The following is a 25,572-nucleotide window of genomic DNA, read 5'->3' as shown; positions in this document are numbered from 1 at the left end:
GGCGCTTCGAGACGGTCGATATCGACCCTCGGCGATCTCCGGATTGTTTTTCACGATGTCTTCCACCCGCGCAGCCAGACGGCTGGCGACGTGGCGGTCTGAAGGTGGTTTAACGCTTAAGTTGCCTGTAGTTCAGGCGCGTTACTGCCTAGCCTCGATGGGCGGCGCCGGTCTGTCGTCGCGTCCCACCTGTGCTGCCCCCTGACCCTAGTTCGCACGCGTAAACGGCTGAAGCCATGAACGCAGATAGTTCAAAAGCGAAAGGCGGGCTGTCAGGGCGATCGCCTCTTTTCCGGAATGCGTCAGGACGTAGCTGTCCCAGTCGCTGAACTCGTCGGCCGGGCGGCATACAATCAGTCCGCCCTCTATCAACCGATCAACGCCAGGGAGCACGGTCTCGGGGTCGAGATCATCGGCTACGCGCACGACGCCAGCGTTATCGGCTACTTTGCGAAGGGCGCGCAGCATTTGCGGATCAAGTTTGGCCTGCATGGCGGTCCGCTCCCCAAAGGCGCATTCCCAAAGGTAATTCGCCCTACGGTAGCAGAACAGTCAACACCCTCGCCTCACCGGCGAGTGGCACATCTCTATATCTCGAATGGAAGATGCACGCTCTGTGTGGGGGCGCACGCATCGCGCGCCTGCAGCTTGCCGAACCGCCGAACGCCCCGAGTTCCGGATCCACGGGGGAAGCGGCACGTGGAGGCGCGGCCGTGCCCTGCTGCAGGCTTCACTTCGCATCTTCTGAACCGAAGGTCCCGCACAAGACTACCCCGCCCGCATGCGCACGGTCTGCCTCTGCTCGCCCAATCCGGTAATGCCAAGACGCATTTCGTCGCCCGCTTTCAGATACTCAGGCGGCCTGCGGCCGAGGCCGACGCCGGGCGGCGTGCCGGTGGTGATGATGTCGCCTGGCTGCAGCGCCATGAAGCGGCTCGCATAGGAGACGAGATGGGCGCAGCCGAAGATCATGCGCGAGGTCGTTCCGGTCTGGGCACGGCTAGTATTGAGGTCCAGCCACAGATCGAGAGCCTGCGGATCGCCGACTTCGTCGGCCGTCACGAGCCACGGCCCGCAGGGTGCAAAGGTCGGGTAGCTCTTGCCCTTAGACCACTGCCCCTCGCGCTCCATCTGGTATTCGCGCTCCGAGATGTCGTTGAGGATCGTGTAGCCTGCGACATGCGACAGGGCGTCCTCTTCCGCGACATGCCAGCAGGGCTGTCCGATGACGAGGGCGAGTTCGACCTCCCAGTCGAGCTTCTTCGAACCGGGCGGCAGGATCACGTCGTCATCGGCACCACAAAGCGCGCCGGTGTGCTTGGTGAAGATGATCGGCTCCTTAGGGATCGGCGCGTTCGATTCGTCCGCATGGTCGGAATAGTTGAGGCCGATACACACGATATTGCCCACGCCGCGAACAGGCACGCCAAGCCGCACGCCACGCTCGACGCGCGGCAGCGCCGAAAGATCGACCTCTCGCAGCCGCGCAAGCCCGTCGGGCGAGATCGCGGCTGCATCGATGTCGACGATGATCGAGCTCAGGTCTCGGATGTCGCCGGCGACGTCCAGCGCGCCGGGCTTCTCGGATCCGGCCGGACCGTGGCGAAGAAGTTTCATGTTGTCTTCCTTCCGAACGCGGATCGCCGAGGAGGCACGACGCGCCTCACGAGCTGGGTTGTGAAGTGATGGACGCGGTGCGGCCCGAAAATCAACCGGCCGCAACACCGACGACGCTTCTCGCACCTGTGATACCCGCGACTTCGGCAGGGGGTCGATTCGCCTCGTCGATAGCGGGTCCGGCCGCCTAAAGCCGCGTTGAGATCATCGCGGTTGCCCGCCGACGTGACCGAACCGTCGCAATGGCTGCGGCCGACGCAACCGCCGGACGCTTCATGATCGCCAGCGCCTTCATCACCGACGGCGAGGCTGGCTTTACGCGGGTCCCCAACGGAAGTCGGGCAGCGGGTCAGGCGTCTTCGCGGCGCCCTGTAAAAAATCCTCGACAGCAGCGCGACAGGAATCCCGCACTGCGCGTCCGTAGCCTATAGTGCGTCCCTTCGGCACCGGCCTCGTTTCCCGAGACCCAGGAATCCAAGATGTCCGTCACATCGCTCGAAGCAGCCCGTCGAGGCAGGTCCAGCGGTCCGCGTATCCTCATCTACAGCCACGACACGTTCGGGCTGGGTCACATCCGTCGATGCCGGGCGATCGCCAACCAGTTGGCGACGGGCTTTGCCCATGCATCCATCGTGATCATCTCCGGCTCTCCCGTGATCGGAAACTTCGAGTTCGCCGATGGCGTCGACTATGTCCGCGTTCCAGGGGTCGTGAAGCTCCCCGACGGCAGCTACTCCACCTCCAGCCTGTCGCTCGATCTCGACGAAGCGGTCCGCATGCGCGAGGCGATCATCATGGCGACCGCGCGCGAGTTGCGGCCGGACATTCTGATCGTCGACAAGGAGCCCACCGGCTTTCGCGACGAGCTCGTGAGGACGCTCGACCATCTGAAGAAGGCCGGCACGCGCATCGTCCTCGGCTTGCGCGATGTCCTCGATGAGCCCTCCGTCATCGTTCCAGAATGGCAGCGTAAAGGTGCCTTGGAGGCTCTGGAGCGCTTCTACGACGAAGTTTGGGTCTACGGCCTCGCAGAAATCTACGAGCCGCTTTCGGCCTTCGAGCTAAGCCCGTCGGCGTCCGAAAGGATCATCTACACGGGCTATATCCGCCGCGACCTGCCGCCGCGCACGCAGACGACGCGCTATCCAAGGCTCACGCGAGAGCCCTTCGCTCTGGTGACGACCGGCGGTGGCGGCGACGGAGACGAGTTGTTCGACTGGGTGGTCTCGGCCTACGAGGCGGACGAGACGCTCGTGCTGGGCGCCCTTCTCGTCTTCGGCCCCTTCGTCCCGCGCGAGCGCCGCATGGCGCTGATGGAGCGAATCGCGCGGCTGCCGAAGGTGGAAGCGATCACCTTCGACACCAAGATCGAGCATCTGATGCATCGCTCCGAGGGCGTGATCGCCATGGGCGGATACAACACCTTCTGCGAAATCCTGTCTTTCGACAAGCGCGCCCTGATCGTGCCACGGCGCACGCCCCGGCTCGAACAGGCGATCCGCGCCGAGCGAGCCGCCAGGCTCGGCCTCGTCACCACGCTGGACGGGGCGCTGCTGGAGCCGAACGTTCGGCGTGACCCCGGCGTCATGGCGCAGGCGATCCGTTCACTGGCTCATCAGCCGCTTCCGTCGAACGGCTTCCCACCCGGTCTCCTGAGTGGTCTCGAACGGATCGAAGCGGCGACGCGCGACCTTTTGAAGGACGGCTCGACAAGGACAGACTCGGGGGCCGCTCGGGCATGAGGCGGGAGACAGAAACAGATCCGGGCGGCGGCGCAAGGCCGGCCCGGCGGCTTCCCGTTGTGGTGAAGGGCTATCCGCGCCTGTCGGAAACCTTCATCGCGCAGGAAATCCTGGCTTTGGAGCAAGCCGGCTTCGAGATCGATATCTGGTCGCTGCGCGAGCCTACCGACACGGACCGCCACGAGCTGCATCGACGCATCCGCGCGAGTGTGCGCTATCTGCCGGAGTATCTCTACAGGGCACCGCGCCGCGTTCTCGCCGGCCTTCTTCAAGCCCGGCGTTTACCAGGATTCGGCGCATTCCTGCACACAGCGCTGCGCGACCTTCGGCGCGACCCATCACCCAATCGCCTGCGACGGATCGGACAGGCCGCGGTCTTGGCGCGCGAACTCGATCCCGAACTCGCCCACATTCACGTCCACTTCCTGCACACGCCCGGCTCCGTCGCCCGCTACGCGGCGCTTCTGCGGCAGGGGACGTTCAGCTTCTCGGCCCACGCCAAGGACATCTGGACAACGCCCGAATGGGAACGGCGCGAGAAGATCGCCGACAGCGGCTGGGGCGTGACCTGCACGAAGCAGGGCTACGAGGAGCTGCGACGACTTTCACCGTCCGGCGAGCCGGCGCGCGTACAGCTCGCCTATCACGGCCTCGACCTTCGCCGCTTTCCCGCGCCTCCCTTGCGGAGCGCCCGGCGCGACGGCACCGATCCGCTCGATCCGGTGCGCATCGTCTCGGTCGGCAGAATGGTGGCCAAGAAGGGCTTCGCCGACATTTTGGAAGCGCTCTCGCGCCTGCCGGCCGACCAGCACTGGCGCTTCGTCCATGTGGGATCGGGAGAACTGAAGGACGAACTGAAGGCACAGGCCGAACGGCTCGGGCTCGCGGATCGGATCGAATGGCGCGGCTCGCAGCCTCAGGACGAGGTGGTCGCGGCCTTGAGCGAAGCGGACCTCTTCGTGCTCGCCTGCCGCGAGGGCGACAAGGGCGATCGCGACGGGCTTCCGAACGTCCTGATGGAAGCGGCGTCGCAGGAACTCGCCCTCGTCTCCACGAATTACGCGGGTGTGCCCGAATTCATACGGGACGGACAGAACGGCCGCCTTGTGCCGCCCGCCGATGCGTCCGCTCTCGCGCAGGCTCTGGAGGCGCTGATCGCCGACCCCGCAGCGCGCGAACGGCTGGGCGAAGCGGCCTTCCGGCGCCTTCGCGACGAATTCTCCCTCGATGGCGGCATCGCGACGCTCGTCGGCCTCCTCGATGCCAGCCTAGCGCGGCGCCCCACCCTCACGCCTTGACGACGCGCGACTGATCCGCCCCCGTGCGCGCGAAGACATTGCGCGTGTCGACGCCGAGCCGCATGTGCCGGGCGATCAGCCCGTAGTCCACATCGTCGTGGTCGGTCGCCACCAGAACCGCGTCGAAGCCGGCGATGGTATCGGGCGTCAACGCCACCGAACGTGAACCAGCCAGCTGCGCATGCTCGCGCGTGCGTGGAATCTCCGGCACATGCGGGTCGTGATACTCGGTAACGGCGCCGCGATCCTGCAGAAGCTCGATCAGGCGGAACGAGGCGCTCTCGCGCGTGTCCTCGACATTGGGCTTGTAGGCGACGCCGAGAACAAGAATTCGCGCGCCGTTCAGCCCTCGCTGGAAGCGTCGGTCGAGCGCTTCGGCCAGACGATCCACCACATGGCGCGGCATCGCCGTGTTGATCTCGCCGGCCAGCTCGATGAAGCGCGTCGGCGCATCGAACTCGCGCGCCTTCCAGGCGAGATAGAACGGGTCGATCGGGATGCAGTGGCCGCCGAGCCCCGGGCCCGGCTGGAAGGGCATGAAGCCGAAGGGCTTGGTGGCGGCGGCTGCGATGACGTCCCAGACGTCGATGCCCATCGCGCCGTAGACCATCTTCAACTCGTTCACGAGCGCGATGTTGACCGAGCGGAAGATGTTCTCGGTGAGCTTCACGGCCTCGGCGACTGAAGGGCTCGAGACGGGCACTGTCGCCGTGACCGTCGCGCCGTAAAGGGCGTCGGCCAGCCGCAAGGCCGCCTCGCCGTCGCCGCCGACGATCTTCGGGATGTTGCCGGTGGCAAAGTGCGGGTTTCCGGGGTCTTCGCGCTCCGGCGAGAAGGCGAGAAAGAAGCTTTCGCCGGAGCGCTCGCCGCCCGCCTGAAGGATCGGCTTGACGATTTCGAGCGTCGTGCCCGGCCATGTCGTCGATTCCAGCACCACGAGCTGGCCCGGTCTCAAGGTCTGCGCGATCTGGCGGCTGGCGCGCTCCACGAAGGTCAGGTCTGGCTCGCGCTGGCGCGTCAGCGGCGTCGGCACGCAGATGAGAACGGCGTCCGCCTCTCCAAGACGCGTGAAGTCGGCCGTGGCTTCAAAACGATTCTCAGCGAGCGCAATGCGGATCGCGTCCGATTCGATGTGCCGGATGCCGCTTTCGCCGCCATTGAGGAGGGCGACGCGCCGCTCGTCGATGTCGAAGCCGATCACCGGGAAGCCCGCGCGGCACAGCGCGAGGGCGAGCGGAAGGCCGACATAGCCGAGCCCGATGACGCCGATGCGCGCCGAACGCGCCTCGATGCGCGAAAGAAGTTCGCGGGCCAGCGCGTTGTCGGGTTCGGCTCGAGGCTCGCTCATCGCGCCATCCTTGGCTGTTCGGGTGAAGGGTCGGGGAAGATCGCGGCCGCGTCCACGATCCGTGCGCCAGCATGGTTCGCGAAGAGACGGAGGAGGCGCTTCGTGACGTGCCAGATCCGTTCGTCATGGACGCGATGGTGCGTCAGGATGCCGATCTCCTCCTCGCGTTCGATGTCCCGCACGAGCCGAAGCAGGAGGGTCTCTTCGTCGACAAGGCCCCCGCCCCTGCGCCAGTCGATCGGATCGCAATGCGTGTTGCAGATCGCCAGGCCATCGCGGCACCGAGAAGCTCGTGCGCCGAAGGTGGACAGGCCGCGATAGCCGAGCGCGGATAGCCGAGGCACCAGTTCCTCGTCGATCCGGTTCCAGGGCGGCACAAGCACCGGCAGCACCCGTTCGCCCAGGCTCTCCCGCAGATCCGCCAGACCATCGCCGAGCGCCGAGAGGGTCTCGGTGGCAGGGCGAAAGCCGAGTTCGCGCGACTTCTCTCCCAGCGGAGCGTGGTTCTCATGCGCGACGCCGTGGACGAGGACACAGACCGATGCGCCCTCCCCGGCCAGCCTCTGCGCCAGAGTGTCCGTGGCGAGGCGCGGGCTGACGGCGAGCGCGATCGGCACATCGAGCTCCGCGCGCAGGTCGAGAAGGCGTTCCAGAGCCGGCGTCGGCTCGGCCGCGTCGTCATCGCGCCACCAGATGCGAGCCGGTCGGCCGGCATCGTGCAGCGCGTCGAGCCGCGCCTCCAGCGCGCGCCACGCCGATGCGACCCGACGCGCCTTCTCCCCAGCCGCCTCGATCAGAGCGACACTGCGCGTGACGCCGTCCGTCGCGGTGCTCTGATCGAGCGGCCGAAGCTCGTGACGCGCGCGATCTACGGCAAGGAGGAGCTGTTCGGCCGACAGGTCCTGCGCCGGCAGGAGCACCGCGTGCCCGCCCGCCGCCAAGGCCTGCGCGCGGGTGCGCTGCTCGGTCTCTCCCCCTTCCTCGAAAGGCACTAGAACCGCCGGGGTGTGGGTGGCGGCGAGGTCCAGAACGGTGTTGTAGCCGCTCTGGCTGACGGAGACGGCCGCGCCGGCAAGAAGGCGGCGGAAGTCACGCCGGGCGCGCTCCACGATCAACCTCGGATGTGCGCGGGCCGCAAGCCGCTCGAACTCGGGCTCCGGCACCCCGTGGCCGACGAGAACGCGCCAGGTCGCGCTGTTCTCCCTCCTTTCCGACGCTTCCAAGGCGGCTGCGAAGAGCGGGAGGCCGGCGATGCCGCCGCCGCCCGACACGATGATCTCGTCGCCGCGCTCGACTTCATCCGGCAAAGCGGCATCCGTAACGTAGCCTGTGTAATGGAGGTGCGACAGCAGCCGGCCGCTGGCCGGCCATGAGGCTTCGAGAGCAATGGTGTCGCGATCCCCGTGGACGAGAACGCCGTCATATCGCTCCACGATCATCGCCTCGGTGCGCGCGCCCTTCTGCGGCGAGGACGGCGGAGCGAGGATGTCGCGAACCGAGGCGAGCAGCGCAGGCCGATCGGCACGCTTCCAGACCGCCTCCACAAGCGCATCGAACTCGAGCGCGAGGGTGCGGCGGCCGAAGGGATAGGTCTCCGTCACCACCACGTCGGGCCGCAGACGCCGGAAGGCCGCGAGAAGCGCGTCGCGCCGTTTTCCTCGCAAGACGTCGTCAAGAAGCAGATCGCCCTCGCCCCACAACGTGCGGAAATCGGCGCCACGGCAATGAACCGGCGGAAGCTGAACGAATTCGACGCCGCTCGTGTCGATGTTGGGGACCGGCCTGCCGCCACTCGCCAGACAGACCTCGTGACCCGCGGCCGCCAGACCGCGGCCTAGGAGCGCAGCGCGCGCCAGATGACCGCTGCCGAGAAGATGCGTGACCGCGATCAGGACGCGCATCGCGCATCCCCCACTTTGAGAAGCGGGCACAGCGTTTCCCTGAGGCGGCGCGCCGCGGCCTCCGGTCCATGATGCTCCATCGTGTGGTTTCGCGCCTGCGCGCCGAGCCGCCGCAGAAGAGCGCGGTTGCGCGCGAGCCGGTCCAGCGTCGCCGAGAAGGCCGCGACGTCGCCCGCTTCAGTCAGGATGCCGGAAGCCCCGTCCGCAACGACCGTCGCGACGCCGCCATAGCGCATAGCGACTGCGGCACGGCCCTCGCGGGCCGCTTCCAGATAGGTCATTCCGAAGGCCTCGTTCACGCCCGGCCAGGCGAGAAGGTCGCCCGCGCGATAGAAGGCGGCGAGTTCGGCGGGACCATCGATGAGGCCGTGGAAGCGCACCCGTGCGCCAAGCCCTTCGAAAAGCGCCTCGACTTCGGCGCGCGCCGTGCCGTCCCCGGCGACATCCAGCGTCCAGTCGCAATCGAGGCGGCCGAGCGCATCGGCCAGCACCCGATAGGACTGGAACTTGTCACCCGGCCGCATCATCGCGGCGGTCATCAGGCGCAGCGGCCCGTCTTCCGGGATGGGCAAGGGTGCCGGCCCCATGGCCGCAGCCGTGAATGGGGCGAAAGGTACGAGACCTTCGGTGCCGGCGCGGAGCGCGGCAAGACCGGCGCCGTCGCGTGGGTTCAGGACGAGGTGGAGATCGGCTGCGAGCGATGCCTGCGCCGCCATGTGGTGGAACCGGTCGAACGGCCCTCCGGCTCGTTTGGGCGCGTGCGAGGCCTCGGCGATCACGTAGGGGATGGCGAGCGCACGAGAGACCGCAGGCCCCAGAAGGTCAGGGGCCTTGTAGTGGTTGTGATATGTGAACCACAGGCGCGGACGTCGTTGCGATGCAAGCTGCATGAGCCGTGCGGCAACTTCGTTGGCTTGCGTCTCGCCGGCTTCCAGAAGCGCGTTCTGCCTGGCCCCATCCACCGAGAAGCTTCGCAGCGTGCTCGCCAGCGCCGGCTCGAAGCCGGCGGTCGTCAGCGCGGCCAGGAGAAGACGCGCAAGGGTCCTGTCTCCGGAAGGCACCGGATCATCCGGCGACTTCAAGGGAGCGTAGAACGCGATCGGCAGGCTTGCGGCCGGCGGTCGGGTTGGCACTGCTTTCAGGTTCCCCGTTCAGCGCAGCCGTATCCCGGCGCTCGCACGCTCGCAAGCCGTCCAGCTTGACGCGCTGCGCCCGACCTGCCCTTCTCCCACTTTGGTGATGATGCGTGTCTGGAGTGGAGCCGAACGCAGATGGCTACCTCTCTCTATCGCTATGTGTGGAACCACACGCGCCCCCAGCAGATCTGGATGTTGGTGGTGGTTCTCGTATCCATCATCCCCCTGTTCCTGTCGCTGAACCTGCCGAAGCTCATCATCAACGGCCCGATCCAGGGTCAGGGCTTCGAGGCCGCCGGGGCCACGGTCGACTATTTCCGCCTCGCCGTGCCGCTGCCGGGCTTCATCGGCGGACCCGAAGAACTCGTCCTCTTCGACGCGATCCCGCTGGAGCGGATCGAGGCCCTCGTCGCCCTCTCGATGCTGTTCCTGTTCTTCGTGATCGTGAACGGAGCGTTCAAGTTCTATCTGAACACCTACAAGGGCCGGCTCGGCGAGCGGATGCTGCGTCGCATGCGCTACGAGATGGTCGACCGGGTGCTGCGCTTTCCGATCCGCCAGTTCCGGCGCGTGCGGCCGGCCGAAGTCGCCTCCATGATCAAGGACGAGCTCGAGCCGATCGGCGGCTTCATCGGCGACGCCTTCGTCCAGCCGCTGTACCTCGCCAGCCAGATCCTGACGGCGATGGTATTCATCTTCCTGCAAAGCCCGACGCTCGGCGCCATCGCTCTCGGCGTGACGCTGCTTCAGGCGGCGGTGATCCCGCGCATGCGCCGAAGGCTGCTGGTTCTGGGCCGCGAGAGACAGCTAACGGCGCGCAGGCTCGCCGGCAGCATCGGCGAGATCATCGAAAGCATGCCGACGATCCGCACCAACGACACCTCGAACATCGTACGGGCGCGAACGGCTCAGCAGCTCGGCCGGATCTTCCTGATCCGCTTCGACATCTACCAGTGGAAGTTCTTCGTCAAATTCCTCAACAACTTCCTGTCGCAGGCCACGCCCTTCATCTTCTACCTGTTCGGCGGCTATTTCGCGATCCGCGGCGAAATCGACATCGGCGAGCTCGTCGCGGTGATCGCGGCTTATCGCGAGCTTCCCTCGCCGCTGAAGGATCTGATTGACTGGGACCTGATGCGGCTCGACGTCAACGTGAAGTACGAGCAGGTCGCTCAGCAGTTCGAGATCGACAATCTTCTCGATGCGAAGACGCAGGCCCCGGTCGGCGAAACCGTGGCGGCGCTTTCCGGTGGTTTCCGCCTCCTGGACGTGACGATCCGCGACGAGACCGGCTCGCCGCTCGCGACCTCGGTGACGCTCGACCTTCCGCTGCACGAGAGCGTCCTCGTGCTCGCGCCGCTCGGCGAGGGGGCCGAGAGCGTCGCGGAGGCGCTCGTGGGGCTCGCGCCGGTCGCGGCGGGGCGGCTCGAACTTGCCGGCCGGCCCTTCGCGTCCTGGCCGGAATCCGTCACCGGCCGGCGCCTCGCCTATGCGGAGGCCGCACCCTACTATTCCCAGTCCACGTTGCGTGAGGCCCTCCTCTACCCGTTGATGCATCACCCCTCCCCTGCGGTCGCCGACTCCGCCAGCCGGGCCGAGATCCAGATGCGCAACGAGGCGAAGGCCTCCGGCAACACGGTTCTGGATGCGCGGGATGACTGGATCGATCATTCGGTGCTGCCGCTCGACCCCGACCGCGAAGGCGCATTGATCGAAGAGGCGATTTCGATCGTGGAACTGACGGGCGACATCATGCGGCTCGGGCTTTCGCGCCGCATCCCTCTCTCGCGGGCCGAAGCTGCCGCCCCCCGGGTGCTCGTCGCCCGCGCCCGTTTCGACGCGGCGATGAGAGAAGCCGGCCTCGGCGAGGTGGTGGAGCGGTTCGAACTCGACCGGTTCCTCCACAATGCGACGATTTTCGAGAACATCGTCTTCGGCGCATCGGGCGAAAGCGATCTGGCCGCCACGCGCCTTCTCGTGCGCTCGGACGCGCGTCGCGTCCTGCAGGAGACCGGGCTCGACGATACGCTCGCCAGGATGGGCCTCACCATCGCCACGACCCTGGTCGAGCTCTTCGGCGAGGTCGGCACGGACAATCCGATCCTGCGGCGCATCGACATCATCAGCCCCGACGAAATCGATTTCTACCGCCAGCTCCTGATGCGCGTCGACCCGGATGAGGCCAACTCGCTGACGACGGAGGACCAAAGCTCGCTGATCAGGCTGGCCTTGACCTATGTCGAGCCGCGCTATCGCCTCGGCCTCATCGACGACGCGTTGCGCGCCCGGATCATCGAGGCGCGGCATCTCTTCCAGGAGACCGCCTCTCCGCTCGTGCGCGACAGCATCGTCTTCAACGATCCGGGCGCCTTCAATCCTGCCGCCACCTTGCAGGACAACATCGTCTTCGGGCGCCTTGCCGACACCACGCCGCGCGTTGCCGCAAAGATCGGCGCGATCCTGGAGAAGACGATCGACTTCGCCGGCCTTCGCGCCTTCGTCCTGCGCACCGCGCTCGAATTCGACCTCGGCTCCGGCGCCAAGCGCCTCAGTCTGGGGCAGCAGCAGAAGCTGACACTGGCCCGCGCACTTCTGAAGGCGCCGGATTATCTCGTCGCGAACCGCTGCCTCTCGGCGCTCGACACCGATACGCAGTTGCGCATCGTCGAGGCCGTCCTTAAGCGAGCGCGCGATCCTGAACGCCCCTTCGGCCTGTTCTGGGTGAGCTCGGCCGCCATGGCGGCCGAACGTTTCGACCGGACCCTGCGTTTCGAACGCGGGCAGGTCGTGGAGGACGAGCTTGCACAGCCCGCCGACCTCGTCCTATCGTCGTCGCAGGGCGGCGATAATTTCGAGGCTGGCGGATCGCAGCGGAGAGCTTGAGCCATGAGCCTTCTTTCGAACGAGGTCGAAATCCTCCGGCGCGCGCCCCTCTTCCAGGGCATCGAGCCGAGCCGGCTGAAGCTGGTCGCCTACACCTCGCGGGTGATGTGTTTCGCGGCGGGCGACGTGCTCTTCCATCAGGGCGAGGTGGGTGACAGCGCCTATCTGATCATGTCCGGTGAGGCCGTGGTGCTGGCCAGCTCGCCCATCGGCGAGATCGAGCTCGCCCGGTTCGGGAGGAACGACATCGTCGGCGAGATCGGAATCCTGTGCGATATTCCAAGGACGGCGACCGTCAGGGCGGAGAGCGACCTCGCAACGCTCCAGATCGGCAAGGATTGCCTCTCCGACATGCTCGATGCCTTCCCGTCGATGGCGCGCGCGATGCTGCGTGAGATGGCGCTGCGGCTGAACCGGACCTCGGCGGAACTGGTGGCGGCACGCGCGGAGGCGGCCGAGCCTCCCGCGTGACCCGATGACAATTTCACCAGCGGCGATGCGCCTGGAGGTCTGGGGAGCGCGGGGATCTATTCCGGCCGCGCCGGACGACCCTTCCGCCTTCGGGGCGAGAACCGCCTGCGTTTCCATCGAAGCGCTGGACCGGATGCTCGTCTTCGATGCCGGCACCGGAGCCATCGCGCTCGGCAACCGGCTGATGGCCGAGGGGCGCCGCGAGTTTGACCTCTTCCTCAGCCACGCCCACTACGACCACGTCATGGGTCTTGCCTATTTCGCACCGCTCTACGACCCCGCCTGTTCCATCCGCATCCATGCCGGGCACATGCAGGACGGTAAGGACTGCCGGGAACTCCTGGCGGACCTTTTGCGGCCGCCCTTTCATCCGGTCGGACTGGAGAAATTCAAGGCGCGGATCGACTATGTGACGTTCCGGCCGGGGGACGAGCTCGTTCCGGCACCGGGCATCCGCATGCGAACACACGAGCTGTGCCACCCGAACGGTGCCGTCGGCTACCGGGTGGAGGCGGGCGGGCGCACGATCGTCTATGCGACGGACCACGAGCATGTGCCGGGGCGACGCGACGCGGCGCTCGAGGATTTCGTTCGGGGCGCGGACGTCCTCGTTTTCGACACGACCTTCACCGATGCCGAAATGCCTCGTTACGAGGGCTACGGTCATTCGTCGAACGAGGAAGGCGTCCGCCTGTGCAGGCGGGCGGGAGTCGAAAGGCTCGTGCTGTTTCACCATTCCCACAAGCACGCGGATGCCGAGCTTGCGCGAATCGAGGCCGACACCCAGTCGATCTTCCCTGGCGCGATCTCCGCGCGGCCGGGCCTGAGGATCGATCTGGGCATGAAGGCCGATCGGGACTGAGATCGGGGAGGACCGGATGACGCTCGATACGTCCGACATCATGAAGATCGGCGACTGGCTGCTGCGTCAGGCTCTGGCGGAAAAGTCGAACGAAACCGTACTTGAGGCGCTTGCCGGCAAGCTCGTTCATCTCGGCATCCCCATCGATCGATGCCGCATGTCCTGGTCGACGCTCCATCCGCTCTTCGAGGCAGAGACGGTGCTGTGGCGCGCTGATGGGGGCGTGTCGACGAGCCGCTTCCCGCATCAGGACGAGGATTCGGAGGAGTGGCTCCGAAGCCCCATCAAATGGATGCTGGATCACGGGGAGACATCCCTGCGCAGCCGGCTCGACGGTTCGGGGCCGTTGCCCTTCGACCTCTATGTCGAGCTGCGGGATCAGGGCTATACCGATCTGGTCGGCTTTCGCACCGAGATGTTCACCTCGCGCTCCCTGCTTCCGCCGCGCATGGACGACATCGGGCTTTACATGACCTGGGCGACCCGTCTGCCGGGCGGCTTCGAGGACAAGGTCATCGAGGCCCTTCAGCAGTTGCAGCGATACATGGCGCTGGTCTGCAAGCTCAACATCTACCCGCGTCTCATCTCCAACGTGACCGACACCTATCTCGGCCCGACGATCGCCCGCGAGGTGCTGGGCGGGCGAATCCGGCTCGGCAGCGGCAGCCAGGTGCGCGCGCTGATCTGGTACTCGGACCTGCGCAACTCGACCGGTCTCGCGGAGGATCTCCGGGAAGAGCGGTATCTGGAACTCCTCAACGACTATTTCGATTGCGCCGGCCGTGCGGCGGTGGAAGCTGGAGGGGAGATCCTGGCCTTCATCGGCGATGCGGTTCTGGCGATCTTCCCGATCCGCGAGGGAGAGACCACGGAGCGGGAGGCGAGCGCTGCCGCCGTGAAGGCAGCACGCGCCGCGCGGGCGGTTCGCGAGACCGTCAATGTGCGCCGCCAGGCCAGCGGCGAGCAGGCTTTCGACTTCGGTATCGCGCTGTGCATCGGAGACGTGCGCTTCGGGAATATTGGGATCCACCAGCGGCTCTCCTTCTCGGTGATCGGCCCATCCGTCAATGAGGCGGAGCGCATCGAGAAGGAAACGAAGCGCCTCGGCATACCGGTCTTGGCCGAAGACGAGGTCGCGGCCTGCGATCCAGATCAGTGGGAGCCTATCGGAAACTTCCGACTGCCCGGCACGCACCATGAGACGAGCCTTTTCGCCTTGCGTGACGAAGCCCTCGTGTCGGTTTAGTCAGACAGGGGGTCCAGCGCGTCGCGCAGCCCGTCGCCGAGAAACGAGAAGGCGAGGACCGTCGCCATGACCGGCGCCATCGGCAGCAAGAGCCAGGGATAGAGCACGACGGCCTCAATGTTCTGCGCCTCCGTTAGGAGAACGCCCCAGCTCGTGATGGGCGCACGCAGGCCGAGACCGAGGAAGCTGAGAGCCGTTTCGGCCAAGATCATCGTCGGAATGGCGAGCGCCGCCGAGACGACGATGTGGCTGATGAAGTTCGGCAGGAGATGACGCGCGATGACGCGCGCGCTTCCCGCCCCCATCATCTCGGCGGCGGCGACGAAATCCTCCTCGCGCAGCGACAGGAGCTTGGATCGCACCGCGCGCGCAAGGCCGGGCCATTCGAGGAACGCCAGGATGCCTGTGATGAAGAAGTAGACCAGAAGCGGGCTCATGGTGACCGGCAGGGCAGCCGAGAGCGCCATCCAGATCGGCAGATGCGGCAGCGATCGCAGGATCTCGGTGGCGCGGCCGAGCCAGAAATCGGCAGCGCCGTCGCGATAGCCGGCAATGCCGCCGAACAGAAGGCCGAGCGCCATCGTGAGCGTGACACCGACAAGGCCGATCGTCAGCGAAATCCGCGCACCGTGGACGAGGCGGGAGAGCATGTCTCGGCCGAGACGATCGGTGCCAAGGAGGAAGGCCGTGCCGCCTTCCGGCGCGCAGAAGAGATGGCGGTCGGCCTCCCACAGGCCCCAGAAGCGGTAAGGCTCGCCGCGGCAGAAGAAGCGCAGCGGCATCGGCCGCGAGCGGTCCTCCGCGTAACGCCGCTGCAACGTCTCCATGTCGAGCGCACCGTCCATTGCGTAGACGAACGGCGCGACGAGGCGGCCCTCGTGCATGACGCGGACGAGTTGCGGCGGCATGAAGATGTTCTGCGTGTCGCGCGTGGCGACGCCGGCGGGCGCCACGAACTCGGCAAAGGCGGCGACGAGATACGCGAGGACGAGGAAGACGAGCGAGATGACCGCGAGCCGATGGCGGCGAAGCCGCCACCAGAACAGCCGTCGCTGCGACGCCTTGGCGTAGGCCGCCGAAATCTGTGTGTGTTCGCCCGCTTCCCGCTCTGGGTCGAACGGCTTCTCGCTGACCCAGTGGGGCACGCTTTCGCTCATGCGCCGCGCCGCGCGCTCAGGCGCACGCGCGGGTCCACCAGCGCCAGGATGATGTCAGACACCAGCATGCCCGCGACCGTCAGTATCGCGAGGAACATGAGGAAGGAGCCGGCGAGATACATGTCCTGGCTGCGCAGCGAGGACAGGAGCATCGGCCCGGTCGTGGGCAGCGACATGATGACGGAGATGATGACCGAGCCCGAAACGATCTGGGGCAGGATGTCTCCGATATCGGAGACGAACGGGTTGAGCGCCGAGCGCAGCGCGTACTTTCGCAGGACGAAGCCGCCGGGCAGGCCGCGCGCCGTCGCGGCGACGACATAGGGGCGCCGCAACTCGTCCAGAAGGTTGGCGCGCAGGCGCTGGATCATGGCGGCGGTGCCCGACGTGCCGATCACGACGACGGGCACGACGAGATGGGCGAGCATCGAGCCGATCTTTGCGGCCGACCAGCCCTCGTCGGCGTAGGCAGGGTCCATCAGGCCGCCGATCGAGATGCCGAACAAGGCGTTCGCCAGATACAGAAGGATCAGCGCGAGAAGAAAATTGGGCGTTGCAAGACCGAGATAGCCGGTCAGAGTCAGGGATCGGTCGGCCAGGCTGCCCTTTCGCCGCGCGACGTAAAGCCCAAGGGGAAACGAGACCAGATAGACGAAAAGCACCGTCGCGAAATTCAGGACGAGGGTGAGGAAGACACGGTCCCCCATCACTTCCGAGACCGGCGCGGCATATTCGAAGGAGTAGCCGAAATCGCCGCGCACGAAGCCCGAAATCCACCGCAGGTACTGGATGGGAAGCGGTTGGTCGAGGCCGTACTGCTCGCGCAGGAAAGCGACCTTCTCTTCGGCCTGCGAATCGCCCTCGGCCCGCAGCTCGCCGATATAGTTTGTCAGATAATCGCCCGGCGGAAGCTGGATGATCGTGAAGATGAGGACGCTGGTGACGAGCAGCGTCGAGATCATCGTGCCGACGCGGAAGGCGAGATAGCGCAGCATGCGTTAGGGCTGCGCCTGAGCCGTCGCCGTCGGAGGGGCGAAGAAGAAGGTGTCCGGGTGGTGGGAGCCAAAAAAGGCACCCGGCTCGAAGTTCCAACGGCCGGTGCGGGGGATGTTGCGCAGACGGCGCGACGCGACGACGATCTGGTCGACATCCGCCACGAGGCCGATGCGGGGCAGTTCGTCGGCGTCGATCTCCAGCATACGGCGCCAGAGGCGTTCCTTCTCCCCCATGTCGAGCGTGCGGCGCCAGGCTTCGTTCAGGCGCAACTGCTCCTGCGCAAAAGGCAGGTCCGGTTCGGCACCAAGCCTTCCGGCGCTCTCGAAATGCAGCCCCCACGCGGGCCAGGAGGCCTGCGAAGAGTCCGTCGGGGCGAGCGCGGCGGGGCTGTCTTCGGGGCGCGGCGTCCCGTTCTCGAGGCCAGTGCCGACCGACACGATCGGTGAGCCTGCGGCGAGGCGCGCGGCCAGCGTATCGCGCTCGACGGCCTTGAAGAGCATCCGCACGCCGATGCGCCGCCAGTCCTCGGCGACGAGCTGGAGGACGTCGGTCTGTTCTCCGTCCTCGCCGGCGAACTCGACCACGAGATCGAGCGGCCGCCCGTTCGCCATGAGGCGCGTTCCCGAGACGTCCCGCCCGGTCAACCCGAGGCTGTCGAGGAGCCGGTTCGCCTCGTCTGGGTCGAAGCGGGTCCAGCGCGTCGCGAGATCGGGCGAGAAGAGCGACGAGCCCGGCAGCACCGTATCGCCCGCGGGCCGCGCAAGACCGTAGTAGATCGCCTGCGCAATGTCCTCGCGGTTGATGCCGAGCGACAGGGCGCGGCGGAAATCGCTTTGGCGCAGGAGCTCGCTCCAGTCCGGGTCGCTCGCGTTGAGATCGGGGAACAGGACCATCCTCGAGCCTTTGCCACTCGGCCAGCGCAGGACGTCGTAGTCCTGGCGATCCTCGCCCTGCTTCACGAACGCGTAGTTGCCGAGCGTCAACGCCGTCGTCTGAAGGTCGCTCTGCCCCGAGGAGATCATGGCCGGGATCAGCCCCGCGCTGGCGATGCTCATTGAAACCGTGTCGATGTAGGGAAGCTGCTGACCGTCGCTGTCCACCCGGTGGAAGAAGGGATTGCGGCGGAACAGGAAGCGGTCCGCGGGCGGGCGCGTCGCCAGCACCCAGGGCTGGAGCGAGGGCAGGTCCGGCTCGGTGTTCTTGTAAGACTGGTCGTGCTTGAAATGGAGCGCTTCCCAGTTGCGCTGCCCCTCTGCAGCGACGCGCTGCGCCAGTTCCTCCGGCTCGGCATAGCGGGCGTGGAAGTTTCGCAGATAATGGGCGGGCCGGAAGATCTCGAGCGGCAGCGAAGCGGCGAGCGCCGGCAGGAACGCCGGGTTGGGCGCGTCCCATTCGTAGCGGACGGTCCAATCGTCAACGAACGTCACCACTGGCCCCTTCCCGTCCACCATAAGCTGGCGCGGCAAGCCGTTCCGGCCGAGGTTTGGGTCGTTGACGACGTCCTCCCAATAATAGCGGAAGTCCTCGGCGGTGAAGGGTTCGCCGTCGGACCAGCGATGCCCGCGCCGCAGGTGGAAGGTGAAGGACCGCCCCTCCTCCACGTCGACGTTCGAAGCGATATCCGGCAGGATGACGCCGTCCGGATCGTAGCCGACGAGGCGCGCATAGCCGAAGACGACCATGCGTCGCGTGTCGCGGGCCTGCGTCTCGAGCGTGCGCAGCGTACCGCCGTAACGCCCAACCTCGCGGCCCATCGCCTCGAAATCGGTGCGGTAGGGATCGTCCGGCAGGCGCTCGCGCATCGGCGGAAGTTCGCCGCGCTCCACCGCTCCGGCGAGAAGCGGCGGCTCGACGAGTTCGGCACGCAATGTGGCCGGGGCGAGCATGGCCCCGAAAACAATTAGCGCCGAAAGAAGGCGCGACGTTGAAGCGAGGATTGTCCGCACGGCGATCCTGCAACCGATGGAGCGCGGCGGGACCCGCGCGCAACTCAAGGTTCGCACGCCCCGATGGCGGTCGCAAGCGTCGGCGTCCGCACGGTGTGCAAGCCTTCCTCGAACGCCTGGACCCAGTGACCGCCGCCGAGCGAAACAAGGTCGGGCTCGGCGCGCCCGTCGCGGCCGACGAAAGGCCAGCCCCATTCCGAGCGCCCACGCTCCTGCCCAACGCCGATCGCCTCGAAGTCGATCGGGCGGGCCGGATCGGGCTCGGGGACGGCGGCGATCAGCCGGCGCGTATAGGGATGCACCGCGCCGCGGAACAGCGTCTCGCGCGGCGCGATCTCGACGAGCCGCCCCTCGCACATGACGGCGATCCGATCCGACAGATAGTCGACCACCGCGAGATTGTGGGAGACGAAGAGATAGGTGAGGCCGAGTTCGCGCTTCAGATCCCGCAGGAGGTTCAGGACCTGCGCCTGCACGGAGACGTCGAGCGCGGAGACCGGCTCGTCGAAGAGGATCAGCTCCGGTTCCAGCGCAAGCGCGCGTGCGATGCCGATGCGCTGGCGCTGGCCGCCGGAAAAGCCGTGGGGGAAACGCGAGAGATGCGTCTGCGGCAGCCCCACCAGAGCCAGAAGCTCACGGGCACGCTCGCGTCGTGACCGCGCTGTGCCGATGCCGTGGATCTCCAGCGGCTCCACCAGCGAGCCCTCGACGCTCATGCGCGGATCGAGGGCGAGATAGGGATTCTGGAAGACGTACTGGACGCGCCGCCGCCAGTTCTTCAGCGCGGGGCCGCGCAGGGACAGGACGTCCTCCATCCCGTTCGTGCCGGCCATCGAGACCGTGCCGGCATCCGGTTTCTGGTCGCGCGCCAGAATGCGCGAAAGCGTGGTCTTGCCCGAGCCGCTCTCACCAACGAGGCCAAGGCATTCATGGCGCCGGATGACGAGGTCTATACCCCGCAGAACGTGGTGCGGCTCGCCGCCGCTGAGCGCGCGCGCCGGGAAGGTCCGTTGCAGCCCCCGCGCTTCGAGAAGGACCGAGCCGTCGCTGGCGCCGGCGCGGCGCCGGAAGCTCGCCAGCGCGTCGTCGATCCTGATCTCTCGCAGAGGGCGCAGGCGTTCTCCGGACGGCTGGCCGAGCCGCGGGACCGAGCGCATCAGGGCGCGCAGATACGGATGGCGCGGCTGCGCGAAGAGGTCATGGACCGAACCGCTCTCCATCGCCGCACCGTGATGCATGACCACCATCTCGTCGGCCATCGAGGCGACGACGCCGAGATCGTGCGAGATCAGGAGAAGCGCGGTGCCGTGCTCGGCCTGCAGCGAGCGCAGGAGACGCAGGATTTCGGCCTGCACGGTGACGTCGAGCGCGGTGGTCGGCTCGTCGGCGATGATGAGCGCCGGCCGGCAGACCGTCGCGATCGCGATCATCGCGCGCTGGCACAGACCGCCGGAAAGTTGGAAGCTGTAGGCATCGGCGGCGCGCTCGGCATCGGGGAAGCCGACTTCGCGTAGAACGTCGAGGGTGGCCGCGCGGATCTCGCGTCGGCCGAGTTTGCGATGGCGGCGCAGGACGTCGCCGATCTGCTCCCCGATCGTGTGCATGGGCGAGAGGGCGGCCGTCGGCTCCTGGAACACCATCGAGATCCGGTCGCCGCGAACGGCCTGAAACGCGGCGCTCTCGAGCGGCAGGGCCGTCAGATCGAGAGTCTCGGCCTTGCGTGGGTCGCGGAACAGGATGCGCCCGCCGATGCGGTGAGCGGCGGCCGGCAGCAGACCGAGGATCGAGTGCGCCGTGACGGACTTGCCCGATCCCGACTCCCCGATCAGCGCGAGCGTGCGCCCGGGCTGCACCGCGAAGGACAGGTCGTCCACGGCCCGCACGCGCCCCTCCAGCGTGCGGAACTCGATCGACAGGTTCTCAACGGAAAGAAGCGGGGACATGCGACCTTCGCGAAGCGGCGCGCCCGGCACCCTCGGGCTCGTCGAAACAGCATGGCAGATCGACAGACGTCAGGGAAGCTTCAGGCCGAGGAGCAGAGCTTCGTGATACAGGAGGTCGACATCGCGTGCCTCAATGCCGTCCGCCGGCCGAAACCAGCGAGGTAGAGGGATCGCCTCCTGCCGTCCCCCACCGCCGGCCGGCGGCAGGAAGCGGCTGTCGATGGCGAGCACTCCCTCGTCGACGAGAAGGTCGGCAAGGTCCTGCGCGTGGTCTAGGAGGAGTTGCGGATCGCCGCAGTGGAGAAGGTCGTGGTGCAGGACATCATCGCCCTTGCGTACCAGGTGGATGAGGACGAGCGCCGGGCGTCCGGCGCCTGTGACGATGACCGAGCGAACCCCCAACCCCTCGTGATCGCCGGCAATCCTGCGCGCATCGGCATCGAGAAGGCCCTTTTCCGTCGACAGCCGGAGCGGGCCGGTCGAACGCGCCGCGCGCGGGACGAAGACCTCGCGCCGTTCGTCCAGCACATGAAAACCCAGCGCGCGGATGCGTCGCCCGGTGGCACGGCGCGCCGTCAGCGTGACGTAGGTCGTGTCGGGCCGTTCCATTCCCGCGCGCAGCAGTTCGTCGCCGATTCCCGTTCCCCGGTAGGCTCGCTCCAGATACCAAGCGCCGAGGTCGCAGAAGCGCCGCGGCCCGAGGCGCGTCGGCCGGTCGCTGTAGATGGTCGCCATGAAGCCGACCGGCCTGTCTCGATCCTCCACCAGCCAGCCATGCTCCAGGCCGGCTGGGCGCCAAGGGTCGTCGAGGACGCGGCGCCAGCGCTCGACCGGGATCTTCGTGTTCATCAGCCGATGCAGAAGCTCGGCGACCGGCTCGATGTCCCGCCGTCCGGCCGGCCGGACGAAGGGCTCAGACATAGGGCGCCTCGCCGGCCGGCGCGGAAAAGGCGGGAACCGGCCGGGCGAAATGCCGCAAGAGCGGCAGAAAGCTCTCGAGAAAGCCCCACGTCGCCTCGTCGTGGTCGAGGTGATGGGTGAGGAGGCCGAAGACCGCTGCCGTATCGGCGGGGTTTCGCTCCAGCCAGCCGAGGGTTTCGCGCAGGAGCTTCGCCTCGCCCGCAAAACGTGCCCCGCCCTTCCAACGCAGGACATCGAGATGGGCGTTCGCCACCGTGAAGCCACGTTCCCGTCGCTCGCCCTCCTCGCCAAACACGCTGAGGCCGACATAGCCGAGCGAGGGAAGGCGCTCCGTGATCCTCTCTTCGATGCGGTTCCACGGCGGAACCATGATCGGCCGGAAGCGCTCGCCGAAGGCTTTGGCGAGGCGTTGCCGACCGTCGTCCAGATCGTTGAGGATCGCCGACGTCTCGCGCCGGCCGCCACATTCCACGGCGCGCCCCGGGGGTACGGCCTCGTTGCGATGCGCGAAGCCGTGCTGCGCGACCGTGACGTCGGCGCTTGCCGCTGAAAGGGCCGATGGCAAGTCTGGGTCGAGATGAGCCGGCACGACGGCCAGGACAATCGGCAGCTCGTGGCGGCGAGACAGGTCGAGGAGCTTTGCCAGCGCCGGTGTCGGACGCACCGCGTCGTCGTCGCGCCACCAGACCCTCAAGGGGTGCCCCGCTTCGCTTCGCTGGCGAAGCGCAAAGGTCAGCGCGGCCCACTCATCGCGCGGATCTTCGATAGCCGTCACCCGCCTGTCCCCAGCAATGTGTATGCGTATTTATACGCGCTCGTCCTAACCCATCGCTCCGAAGAGCGAACCTGGTTTGTCTGGCGACGCCAGAGGGCGCGTCGCGCCGCTTCTTCCGCTCAGCCGAGATAGCGCCAAGGGAGCACGGCGGCGAGTGCAGAAGGAAGAAGCTGAGGGACGATCCGCACGACCTCGCCCTCGGAGCCGTCCCCGACCGCGGCGGCTGGGGCGGCGGGCAGCGCTTCCATGTCCTCTTCGGGGGCGGCGTCGAGAAAATGGATGCCGGCGAACGTCTCGCGACGGTAGACGAGCTTGGCCGGGCGAAGATTGTTGTCGCCCGTGATCATCACCTCGAAGGTCTTCGGCAGATGGACAGCGGTGTCCACCGTCAGGAGCGCACCGGTCTTGGAGACGTTGCGCACGACGCAATCGATCGTGGAGAAGCGGTTGTTGAACAGAACGCGCGCGCGCTTCAGCGTGCGCAGGCGCGGCGATACGCGGCGCTCGTCATGCTCCTCGGCTGCGATCGTGCCTTCCATAGGCGCCCTCGTCCAAAGTCGATGCTCGACGGGCGCACTATCGGCGCAGACGGTTTCGATTTCCTCAACACGACACAAGGGAACGAGAGGCCGGCGCCTCGTGCCGCCGGCCTCTTCCTGCTGTTAGTTGCGAGCCTTGTCGACGAGCGCGTTGGACTTGATCCACGGCATCATGCCACGCAGCTTCTCGCCCACTTCCTCGATCTGATGCGCGTCGTTGTTGCGGCGGATGCCCTTGAAGCGCGCGCCGCCCGAACGGTACTCCTGCATCCACTCAGAGGTGAACTTGCCGGTCTGGATGTCGGTGAGCACACGCTTCATCTCCGCCTTCGTCTCAGCGGTGATGATGCGCGGGCCGGAAACGTACTCGCCCCACTCCGCGGTGTTGGAGATCGAGTAGTTCATGTTGGCGATGCCGCCCTCATAGATGAGGTCGACGATTAGCTTCACCTCGTGCAGACATTCGAAATACGCCATCTCCGGGGCATAACCGGCTTCCACCAGCGTCTCGAAGCCAGCGCGGATGAGCTCGACGAGGCCGCCGCACAGGACGACCTGCTCGCCGAAGAGATCGGTCTCGCACTCTTCCTTGAAGTTGGTCTCGATAATGCCCGAACGCCCGCCGCCGACGCCGCAGGCGTAGGAGAGAGCGAGTTCCAGCGCGTTGCCCGAAGGATTCTGGTCGACGGCGACGAGGCACGGAACGCCACCGCCCTTCTGGTATTCGCCGCGCACGGTGTGGCCCGGGCCCTTGGGCGCGATCATGACCACGTCGAGCGTCTTCTTCGGCTCGATCAGGCCGAAATGCACGTTGAGGCCGTGCGCGAAGGCGATCGCCGCGCCATCGCGGATGTTCGGGGCGATCTCGTCCCGATAGATGTCGGCCTGCAGTTCGTCGGGCGTCGCCATCATCATAAGGTCGGCCCACTTCGCCGCCTCGGCGACGGTCATGACCTTGAAGCCGTCGGCCTCTGCCTTCTGGGCGGTGGCCGAACCGGCGCGCAGCGCGACGGCGACGTCCGTCGCGCCGGAATCCTTAAGGTTCAGCGCATGGGCGCGCCCCTGGCTGCCATAGCCAACGATCGCCACCTTGCGGCTCTTGATCAGGTTCAGGTCGGCATCGCGATCGTAATAGACCCGCATCGTCATTTCCTCTCTTGGTTCTGTTCGGGCGCTCGCCCGTCTTTCCCATGGGCTCCGTAGAGAGCCATGAACTGCTCGCTCGCCCGCCGCGCTTGGCCTGCCAGCTCCTCGTGCGAGGGCACGGGCCGCTCGCCGAGAAGAAGCCGGATCTGCAGATCACGCACGACGAGGCCGAAGAAGGTGTGGAAGGCCGTGTCCCGATCCTCGAACGAAAGGAGCCCTCGCCGCTTTCCCTCGTCGAGGAGCGGCGCCAGCCTGCGCCCCATCGCGACGGGGCCGTTCTCCAGAACGACGGCGCCGAGATCGCGCTTGTCCGTGCCAGCATGGCCGACCGCCAGACGGTTCAGCGCGATCGAGGTGGAGCCTGCGATAACGGTCAGCCAGTCTGTCGCGAAGAGGCGCAGACGCTCGGCCAGAAGCGCGGCGTCCAGCTCCTCCGGGCCGGCCGGCACGGCCCGCACCTTGGAGGCCTGTCGCTGGACGGTGGCGGTCAGAAGCCCGTCGCGTCCGCCGAACCACTTGTAGAGCGTTTCCTTGGAACAGTTCGCGCGGCGCGCGACGGCGGCCATCGTCAGCCCGCTGCCCGAAGAGACGAGCAGCGACAGCGCCGCGTCGAGCACTTCGCCCTGCCGCTCGCTCCAGCCTTCACCGCCTGCCTCGCTCAACGCGCCACCTCTCGAATTGAAGTACCGTACGTTACGGTACGGCCGAGATAGCAGAGGTTCTTGAGGCAGGCAAGCTACAGCTCCGATGGGAGCCTTAACGCGGCGACAGCGCCACGATGAACCGGCCGACCGTTGCGTGCATGCCGTATTCCAGCGCGTCTGCCGTCAGTCCGTGCCCGATCGAGACTTCCTCGATGAAGGGCAGCCGCTCGATCAGCGCCGGCAGATTGGCGACAGTCAGATCGTGGCCGGCGTTCAGGCCGAGGCCGAGGGCGCGAGCCTCATCACCCGCTCTGCCCAGGCGTTCCAGCTCCCGCGCGGCGACGGTCGGATCGGCGAAGGTGCCGCCATAAGGGCCGGTGTAGAGCTCCAGCCGGTCGACGCCCATCGCGGCCGCGATCCCGAACCCCTTCGGGTCGGGGTCCGCGAAGAGCACGACGCGGGCGCCTGCCTTCTTCAAGCGTTCGACGACCGGTGCCAGCATCGCCTCGTGTTCGGCGAAGTTCCAGCCGTGATCCGATGTCGGCTGGGATGGATGGTCGGGCACCAATGTCACCTGTTCGGGCCTCACCGAAAGGGCGAGGTCCAGAAACTCGGGCGTCGGATAGCCCTCGATATTGAACTCGGCTTTCGGGAACTCGGCATCGATCAGCGCGCGAAGGTCAGGAAGATCGCTGAAGCGGATATGACGCTCGTCCGGTCGCGGATGCACCGTGAGCCCGGCAGCGCCGGCCGCCAGCGCGATCCGCCCCATGCCGGTCACGCTCGGCCAGGGCAGATCGCGGCGGTTGCGCAGCATGGCGACGGCGTTGAGGTTCACGGACAGGACGGTGGACATGCGCGCTCGGCTCCGCTGGGGTGACGGCGAGGCATACCCCAGCACCTCGCCTGTTTCCATCACGCGGAAGCGCCAAAGGTTGACTCTTCCCACCCCTCCCCTCTCTCCCAGCGGGCAGACGATTTCCAGACTTGGCGCAGAAAGG

21 protein-coding genes are annotated in these 25,572 nt (G+C 66.9%); 6 read left to right on the top strand and 15 right to left on the bottom strand.

Annotated features, from left to right (window positions below; genetic code table 11):
- Positions 1–207: 207 nt before the first annotated feature.
- Both H1343_RS06415 and H1343_RS06410 read right to left on the bottom strand, forming a co-directional pair.
- A complete protein-coding gene (locus H1343_RS06415) occupies positions 208–492 on the bottom strand; it encodes a hypothetical protein (protein ID WP_185985077.1) in 285 nt (94 codons plus the stop codon).
- 276 nt (positions 493–768) lie between these two features.
- Positions 769–1,617, bottom strand: coding sequence for a fumarylacetoacetate hydrolase family protein (locus H1343_RS06410; protein ID WP_185985076.1), 849 nt, complete (start codon positions 1,615–1,617; stop codon positions 769–771).
- A 479-nt stretch (positions 1,618–2,096) separates the two neighbouring features.
- On the opposite strand from H1343_RS06410, the gene H1343_RS06405 reads away from it, so the two are divergent.
- Positions 2,097–3,359: a glycosyltransferase family protein gene (locus H1343_RS06405; protein ID WP_185985075.1), complete on the top strand. Its 1,263-nt coding sequence runs from the start codon at positions 2,097–2,099 to the stop codon at positions 3,357–3,359.
- A complete protein-coding gene (locus H1343_RS06400) occupies positions 3,356–4,657 on the top strand; it encodes a glycosyltransferase (protein ID WP_185985074.1) in 1,302 nt (433 codons plus the stop codon). The genes H1343_RS06405 and H1343_RS06400 overlap by 4 nt, the downstream gene beginning before the upstream one ends.
- Here H1343_RS06400 and H1343_RS06395 read toward each other — a convergent pair.
- Genes H1343_RS06395 through H1343_RS06385 form a run of 3 tightly spaced genes read right to left on the bottom strand, consistent with a single transcriptional unit; the run spans position 4,647 to position 9,039 of the window.
- Positions 4,647–6,005: a nucleotide sugar dehydrogenase gene (locus H1343_RS06395; RefSeq protein ID WP_185985073.1), complete on the bottom strand. Its 1,359-nt coding sequence runs from the start codon at positions 6,003–6,005 to the stop codon at positions 4,647–4,649. The genes H1343_RS06400 and H1343_RS06395 overlap by 11 nt on opposite strands.
- Positions 6,002–7,906: a glycosyltransferase gene (locus H1343_RS06390; RefSeq protein ID WP_185985072.1), complete on the bottom strand. Its 1,905-nt coding sequence runs from the start codon at positions 7,904–7,906 to the stop codon at positions 6,002–6,004. The genes H1343_RS06395 and H1343_RS06390 overlap by 4 nt, the downstream gene beginning before the upstream one ends.
- Positions 7,894–9,039, bottom strand: a complete 1,146-nt coding sequence (locus tag H1343_RS06385) for a glycosyltransferase family 4 protein (RefSeq protein ID WP_185985071.1) — start codon at positions 9,037–9,039, stop codon at positions 7,894–7,896. Before H1343_RS06385 ends, H1343_RS06390 begins: the two co-directional genes overlap by 13 nt.
- Positions 9,040–9,177: 138 nt before the next feature.
- On the opposite strand from H1343_RS06385, the gene H1343_RS06380 reads away from it, so the two are divergent.
- From H1343_RS06380 to H1343_RS06365, 4 genes are read left to right on the top strand one after another with little or no spacing between them, the layout of a single operon-like run.
- The gene (locus H1343_RS06380) at positions 9,178–11,925 is read left to right on the top strand and encodes an ABC transporter ATP-binding protein (RefSeq protein ID WP_185985070.1); all 2,748 of its coding nucleotides are present in this window, start codon (positions 9,178–9,180) and stop codon (positions 11,923–11,925) included.
- Positions 11,926–11,928: 3 nt separating this feature from the next.
- Complete coding sequence (locus H1343_RS06375) at positions 11,929–12,396, top strand: cyclic nucleotide-binding domain-containing protein (RefSeq protein WP_185985069.1); 468 nt, start codon at positions 11,929–11,931, stop codon at positions 12,394–12,396.
- A 4-nt stretch (positions 12,397–12,400) separates the two neighbouring features.
- Positions 12,401–13,258, top strand: a complete 858-nt coding sequence (locus tag H1343_RS06370) for an MBL fold metallo-hydrolase (protein ID WP_185985068.1) — start codon at positions 12,401–12,403, stop codon at positions 13,256–13,258.
- 16 nt (positions 13,259–13,274) lie between these two features.
- Positions 13,275–14,504, top strand: a complete 1,230-nt coding sequence (locus H1343_RS06365; RefSeq protein ID WP_185985067.1) for an adenylate/guanylate cyclase domain-containing protein — start codon at positions 13,275–13,277, stop codon at positions 14,502–14,504.
- Here the strand turns inward: H1343_RS06365 and H1343_RS06360 are convergent.
- The 10 genes from H1343_RS06360 to H1343_RS06315 form a co-directional block, all read right to left on the bottom strand.
- The gene (locus tag H1343_RS06360) at positions 14,501–15,661 is read right to left on the bottom strand and encodes an ABC transporter permease (RefSeq protein ID WP_185985066.1); all 1,161 of its coding nucleotides are present in this window, start codon (positions 15,659–15,661) and stop codon (positions 14,501–14,503) included. The genes H1343_RS06365 and H1343_RS06360 overlap by 4 nt on opposite strands.
- Positions 15,658–16,656: an ABC transporter permease gene (locus H1343_RS06355; protein ID WP_185985065.1), complete on the bottom strand. Its 999-nt coding sequence runs from the start codon at positions 16,654–16,656 to the stop codon at positions 15,658–15,660. The genes H1343_RS06360 and H1343_RS06355 overlap by 4 nt, the downstream gene beginning before the upstream one ends.
- A 3-nt stretch (positions 16,657–16,659) precedes the next feature.
- Positions 16,660–18,543 carry an ABC transporter substrate-binding protein gene (locus H1343_RS06350; RefSeq protein ID WP_185985064.1) on the bottom strand — a complete coding sequence of 628 codons (1,884 nt, stop codon included), beginning with the start codon at positions 18,541–18,543 and terminating at the stop codon, positions 16,660–16,662.
- Between the two features lie 104 nt (positions 18,544–18,647).
- A complete protein-coding gene (locus H1343_RS06345; protein WP_185985063.1) occupies positions 18,648–20,546 on the bottom strand; it encodes a dipeptide ABC transporter ATP-binding protein in 1,899 nt (632 codons plus the stop codon).
- 69 nt (positions 20,547–20,615) lie between these two features.
- On the bottom strand, positions 20,616–21,467 hold the full coding sequence (locus H1343_RS06340) for a GNAT family N-acetyltransferase (protein WP_185985062.1): 852 nt from the start codon (positions 21,465–21,467) through the stop codon (positions 20,616–20,618).
- Positions 21,460–22,242: a polysaccharide deacetylase family protein gene (locus H1343_RS06335; RefSeq protein WP_185985061.1), complete on the bottom strand. Its 783-nt coding sequence runs from the start codon at positions 22,240–22,242 to the stop codon at positions 21,460–21,462. The genes H1343_RS06340 and H1343_RS06335 overlap by 8 nt, the downstream gene beginning before the upstream one ends.
- A gap of 119 nt (positions 22,243–22,361) precedes the next feature.
- Positions 22,362–22,781, bottom strand: a complete 420-nt coding sequence (locus tag H1343_RS06330; RefSeq protein ID WP_185985060.1) for a PilZ domain-containing protein — start codon at positions 22,779–22,781, stop codon at positions 22,362–22,364.
- Between the two features lie 123 nt (positions 22,782–22,904).
- Entirely contained in the window at positions 22,905–23,924 is a 1,020-nt protein-coding gene (ilvC, locus tag H1343_RS06325) for a ketol-acid reductoisomerase (protein WP_185985517.1), read from the bottom strand.
- Between the two features lie 2 nt (positions 23,925–23,926).
- Entirely contained in the window at positions 23,927–24,589 is a 663-nt protein-coding gene (locus H1343_RS06320) for a TetR/AcrR family transcriptional regulator (protein WP_246333375.1), read from the bottom strand.
- Between the two features lie 94 nt (positions 24,590–24,683).
- Entirely contained in the window at positions 24,684–25,427 is a 744-nt protein-coding gene (locus tag H1343_RS06315; RefSeq protein WP_185985059.1) for a pyridoxine 5'-phosphate synthase, read from the bottom strand.
- Positions 25,428–25,572: the final 145 nt, after the last annotated feature.

This window comes from Aureimonas mangrovi (assembly GCF_014058705.1).
Taxonomy (GTDB): domain Bacteria; phylum Pseudomonadota; class Alphaproteobacteria; order Rhizobiales; family Rhizobiaceae; genus Aureimonas; species Aureimonas mangrovi.
This window is presented reverse-complemented; position numbering and strand designations above follow the sequence as displayed.

Coding starts and splice junctions, on each gene's coding strand:
- H1343_RS06405 (WP_185985075.1), top strand. CDS start 2,097: ATGTCCGTCACATCGCTCGAAGCAGCCCGTCGAGGCAGGTCCAGCGGT.
- H1343_RS06340 (WP_185985062.1), bottom strand. CDS start 21,467: ATGTCTGAGCCCTTCGTCCGGCCGGCCGGACGGCGGGACATCGAGCCG.
- H1343_RS06410 (WP_185985076.1), bottom strand. CDS start 1,617: ATGAAACTTCTTCGCCACGGTCCGGCCGGATCCGAGAAGCCCGGCGCG.
- H1343_RS06380 (WP_185985070.1), top strand. CDS start 9,178: ATGGCTACCTCTCTCTATCGCTATGTGTGGAACCACACGCGCCCCCAG.
- H1343_RS06390 (WP_185985072.1), bottom strand. CDS start 7,906: ATGCGCGTCCTGATCGCGGTCACGCATCTTCTCGGCAGCGGTCATCTG.
- H1343_RS06360 (WP_185985066.1), bottom strand. CDS start 15,661: ATGAGCGAAAGCGTGCCCCACTGGGTCAGCGAGAAGCCGTTCGACCCA.
- H1343_RS06415 (WP_185985077.1), bottom strand. CDS start 492: ATGCAGGCCAAACTTGATCCGCAAATGCTGCGCGCCCTTCGCAAAGTA.
- H1343_RS06355 (WP_185985065.1), bottom strand. CDS start 16,656: ATGCTGCGCTATCTCGCCTTCCGCGTCGGCACGATGATCTCGACGCTG.
- H1343_RS06365 (WP_185985067.1), top strand. CDS start 13,275: ATGACGCTCGATACGTCCGACATCATGAAGATCGGCGACTGGCTGCTG.
- H1343_RS06375 (WP_185985069.1), top strand. CDS start 11,929: ATGAGCCTTCTTTCGAACGAGGTCGAAATCCTCCGGCGCGCGCCCCTC.
- H1343_RS06330 (WP_185985060.1), bottom strand. CDS start 22,781: ATGGAAGGCACGATCGCAGCCGAGGAGCATGACGAGCGCCGCGTATCG.
- H1343_RS06350 (WP_185985064.1), bottom strand. CDS start 18,543: ATGCTCGCCCCGGCCACATTGCGTGCCGAACTCGTCGAGCCGCCGCTT.
- H1343_RS06315 (WP_185985059.1), bottom strand. CDS start 25,427: ATGTCCACCGTCCTGTCCGTGAACCTCAACGCCGTCGCCATGCTGCGC.
- H1343_RS06395 (WP_185985073.1), bottom strand. CDS start 6,005: ATGAGCGAGCCTCGAGCCGAACCCGACAACGCGCTGGCCCGCGAACTT.
- H1343_RS06345 (WP_185985063.1), bottom strand. CDS start 20,546: ATGTCCCCGCTTCTTTCCGTTGAGAACCTGTCGATCGAGTTCCGCACG.
- ilvC (WP_185985517.1), bottom strand. CDS start 23,924: ATGCGGGTCTATTACGATCGCGATGCCGACCTGAACCTGATCAAGAGC.
- H1343_RS06400 (WP_185985074.1), top strand. CDS start 3,356: ATGAGGCGGGAGACAGAAACAGATCCGGGCGGCGGCGCAAGGCCGGCC.
- H1343_RS06370 (WP_185985068.1), top strand. CDS start 12,401: ATGACAATTTCACCAGCGGCGATGCGCCTGGAGGTCTGGGGAGCGCGG.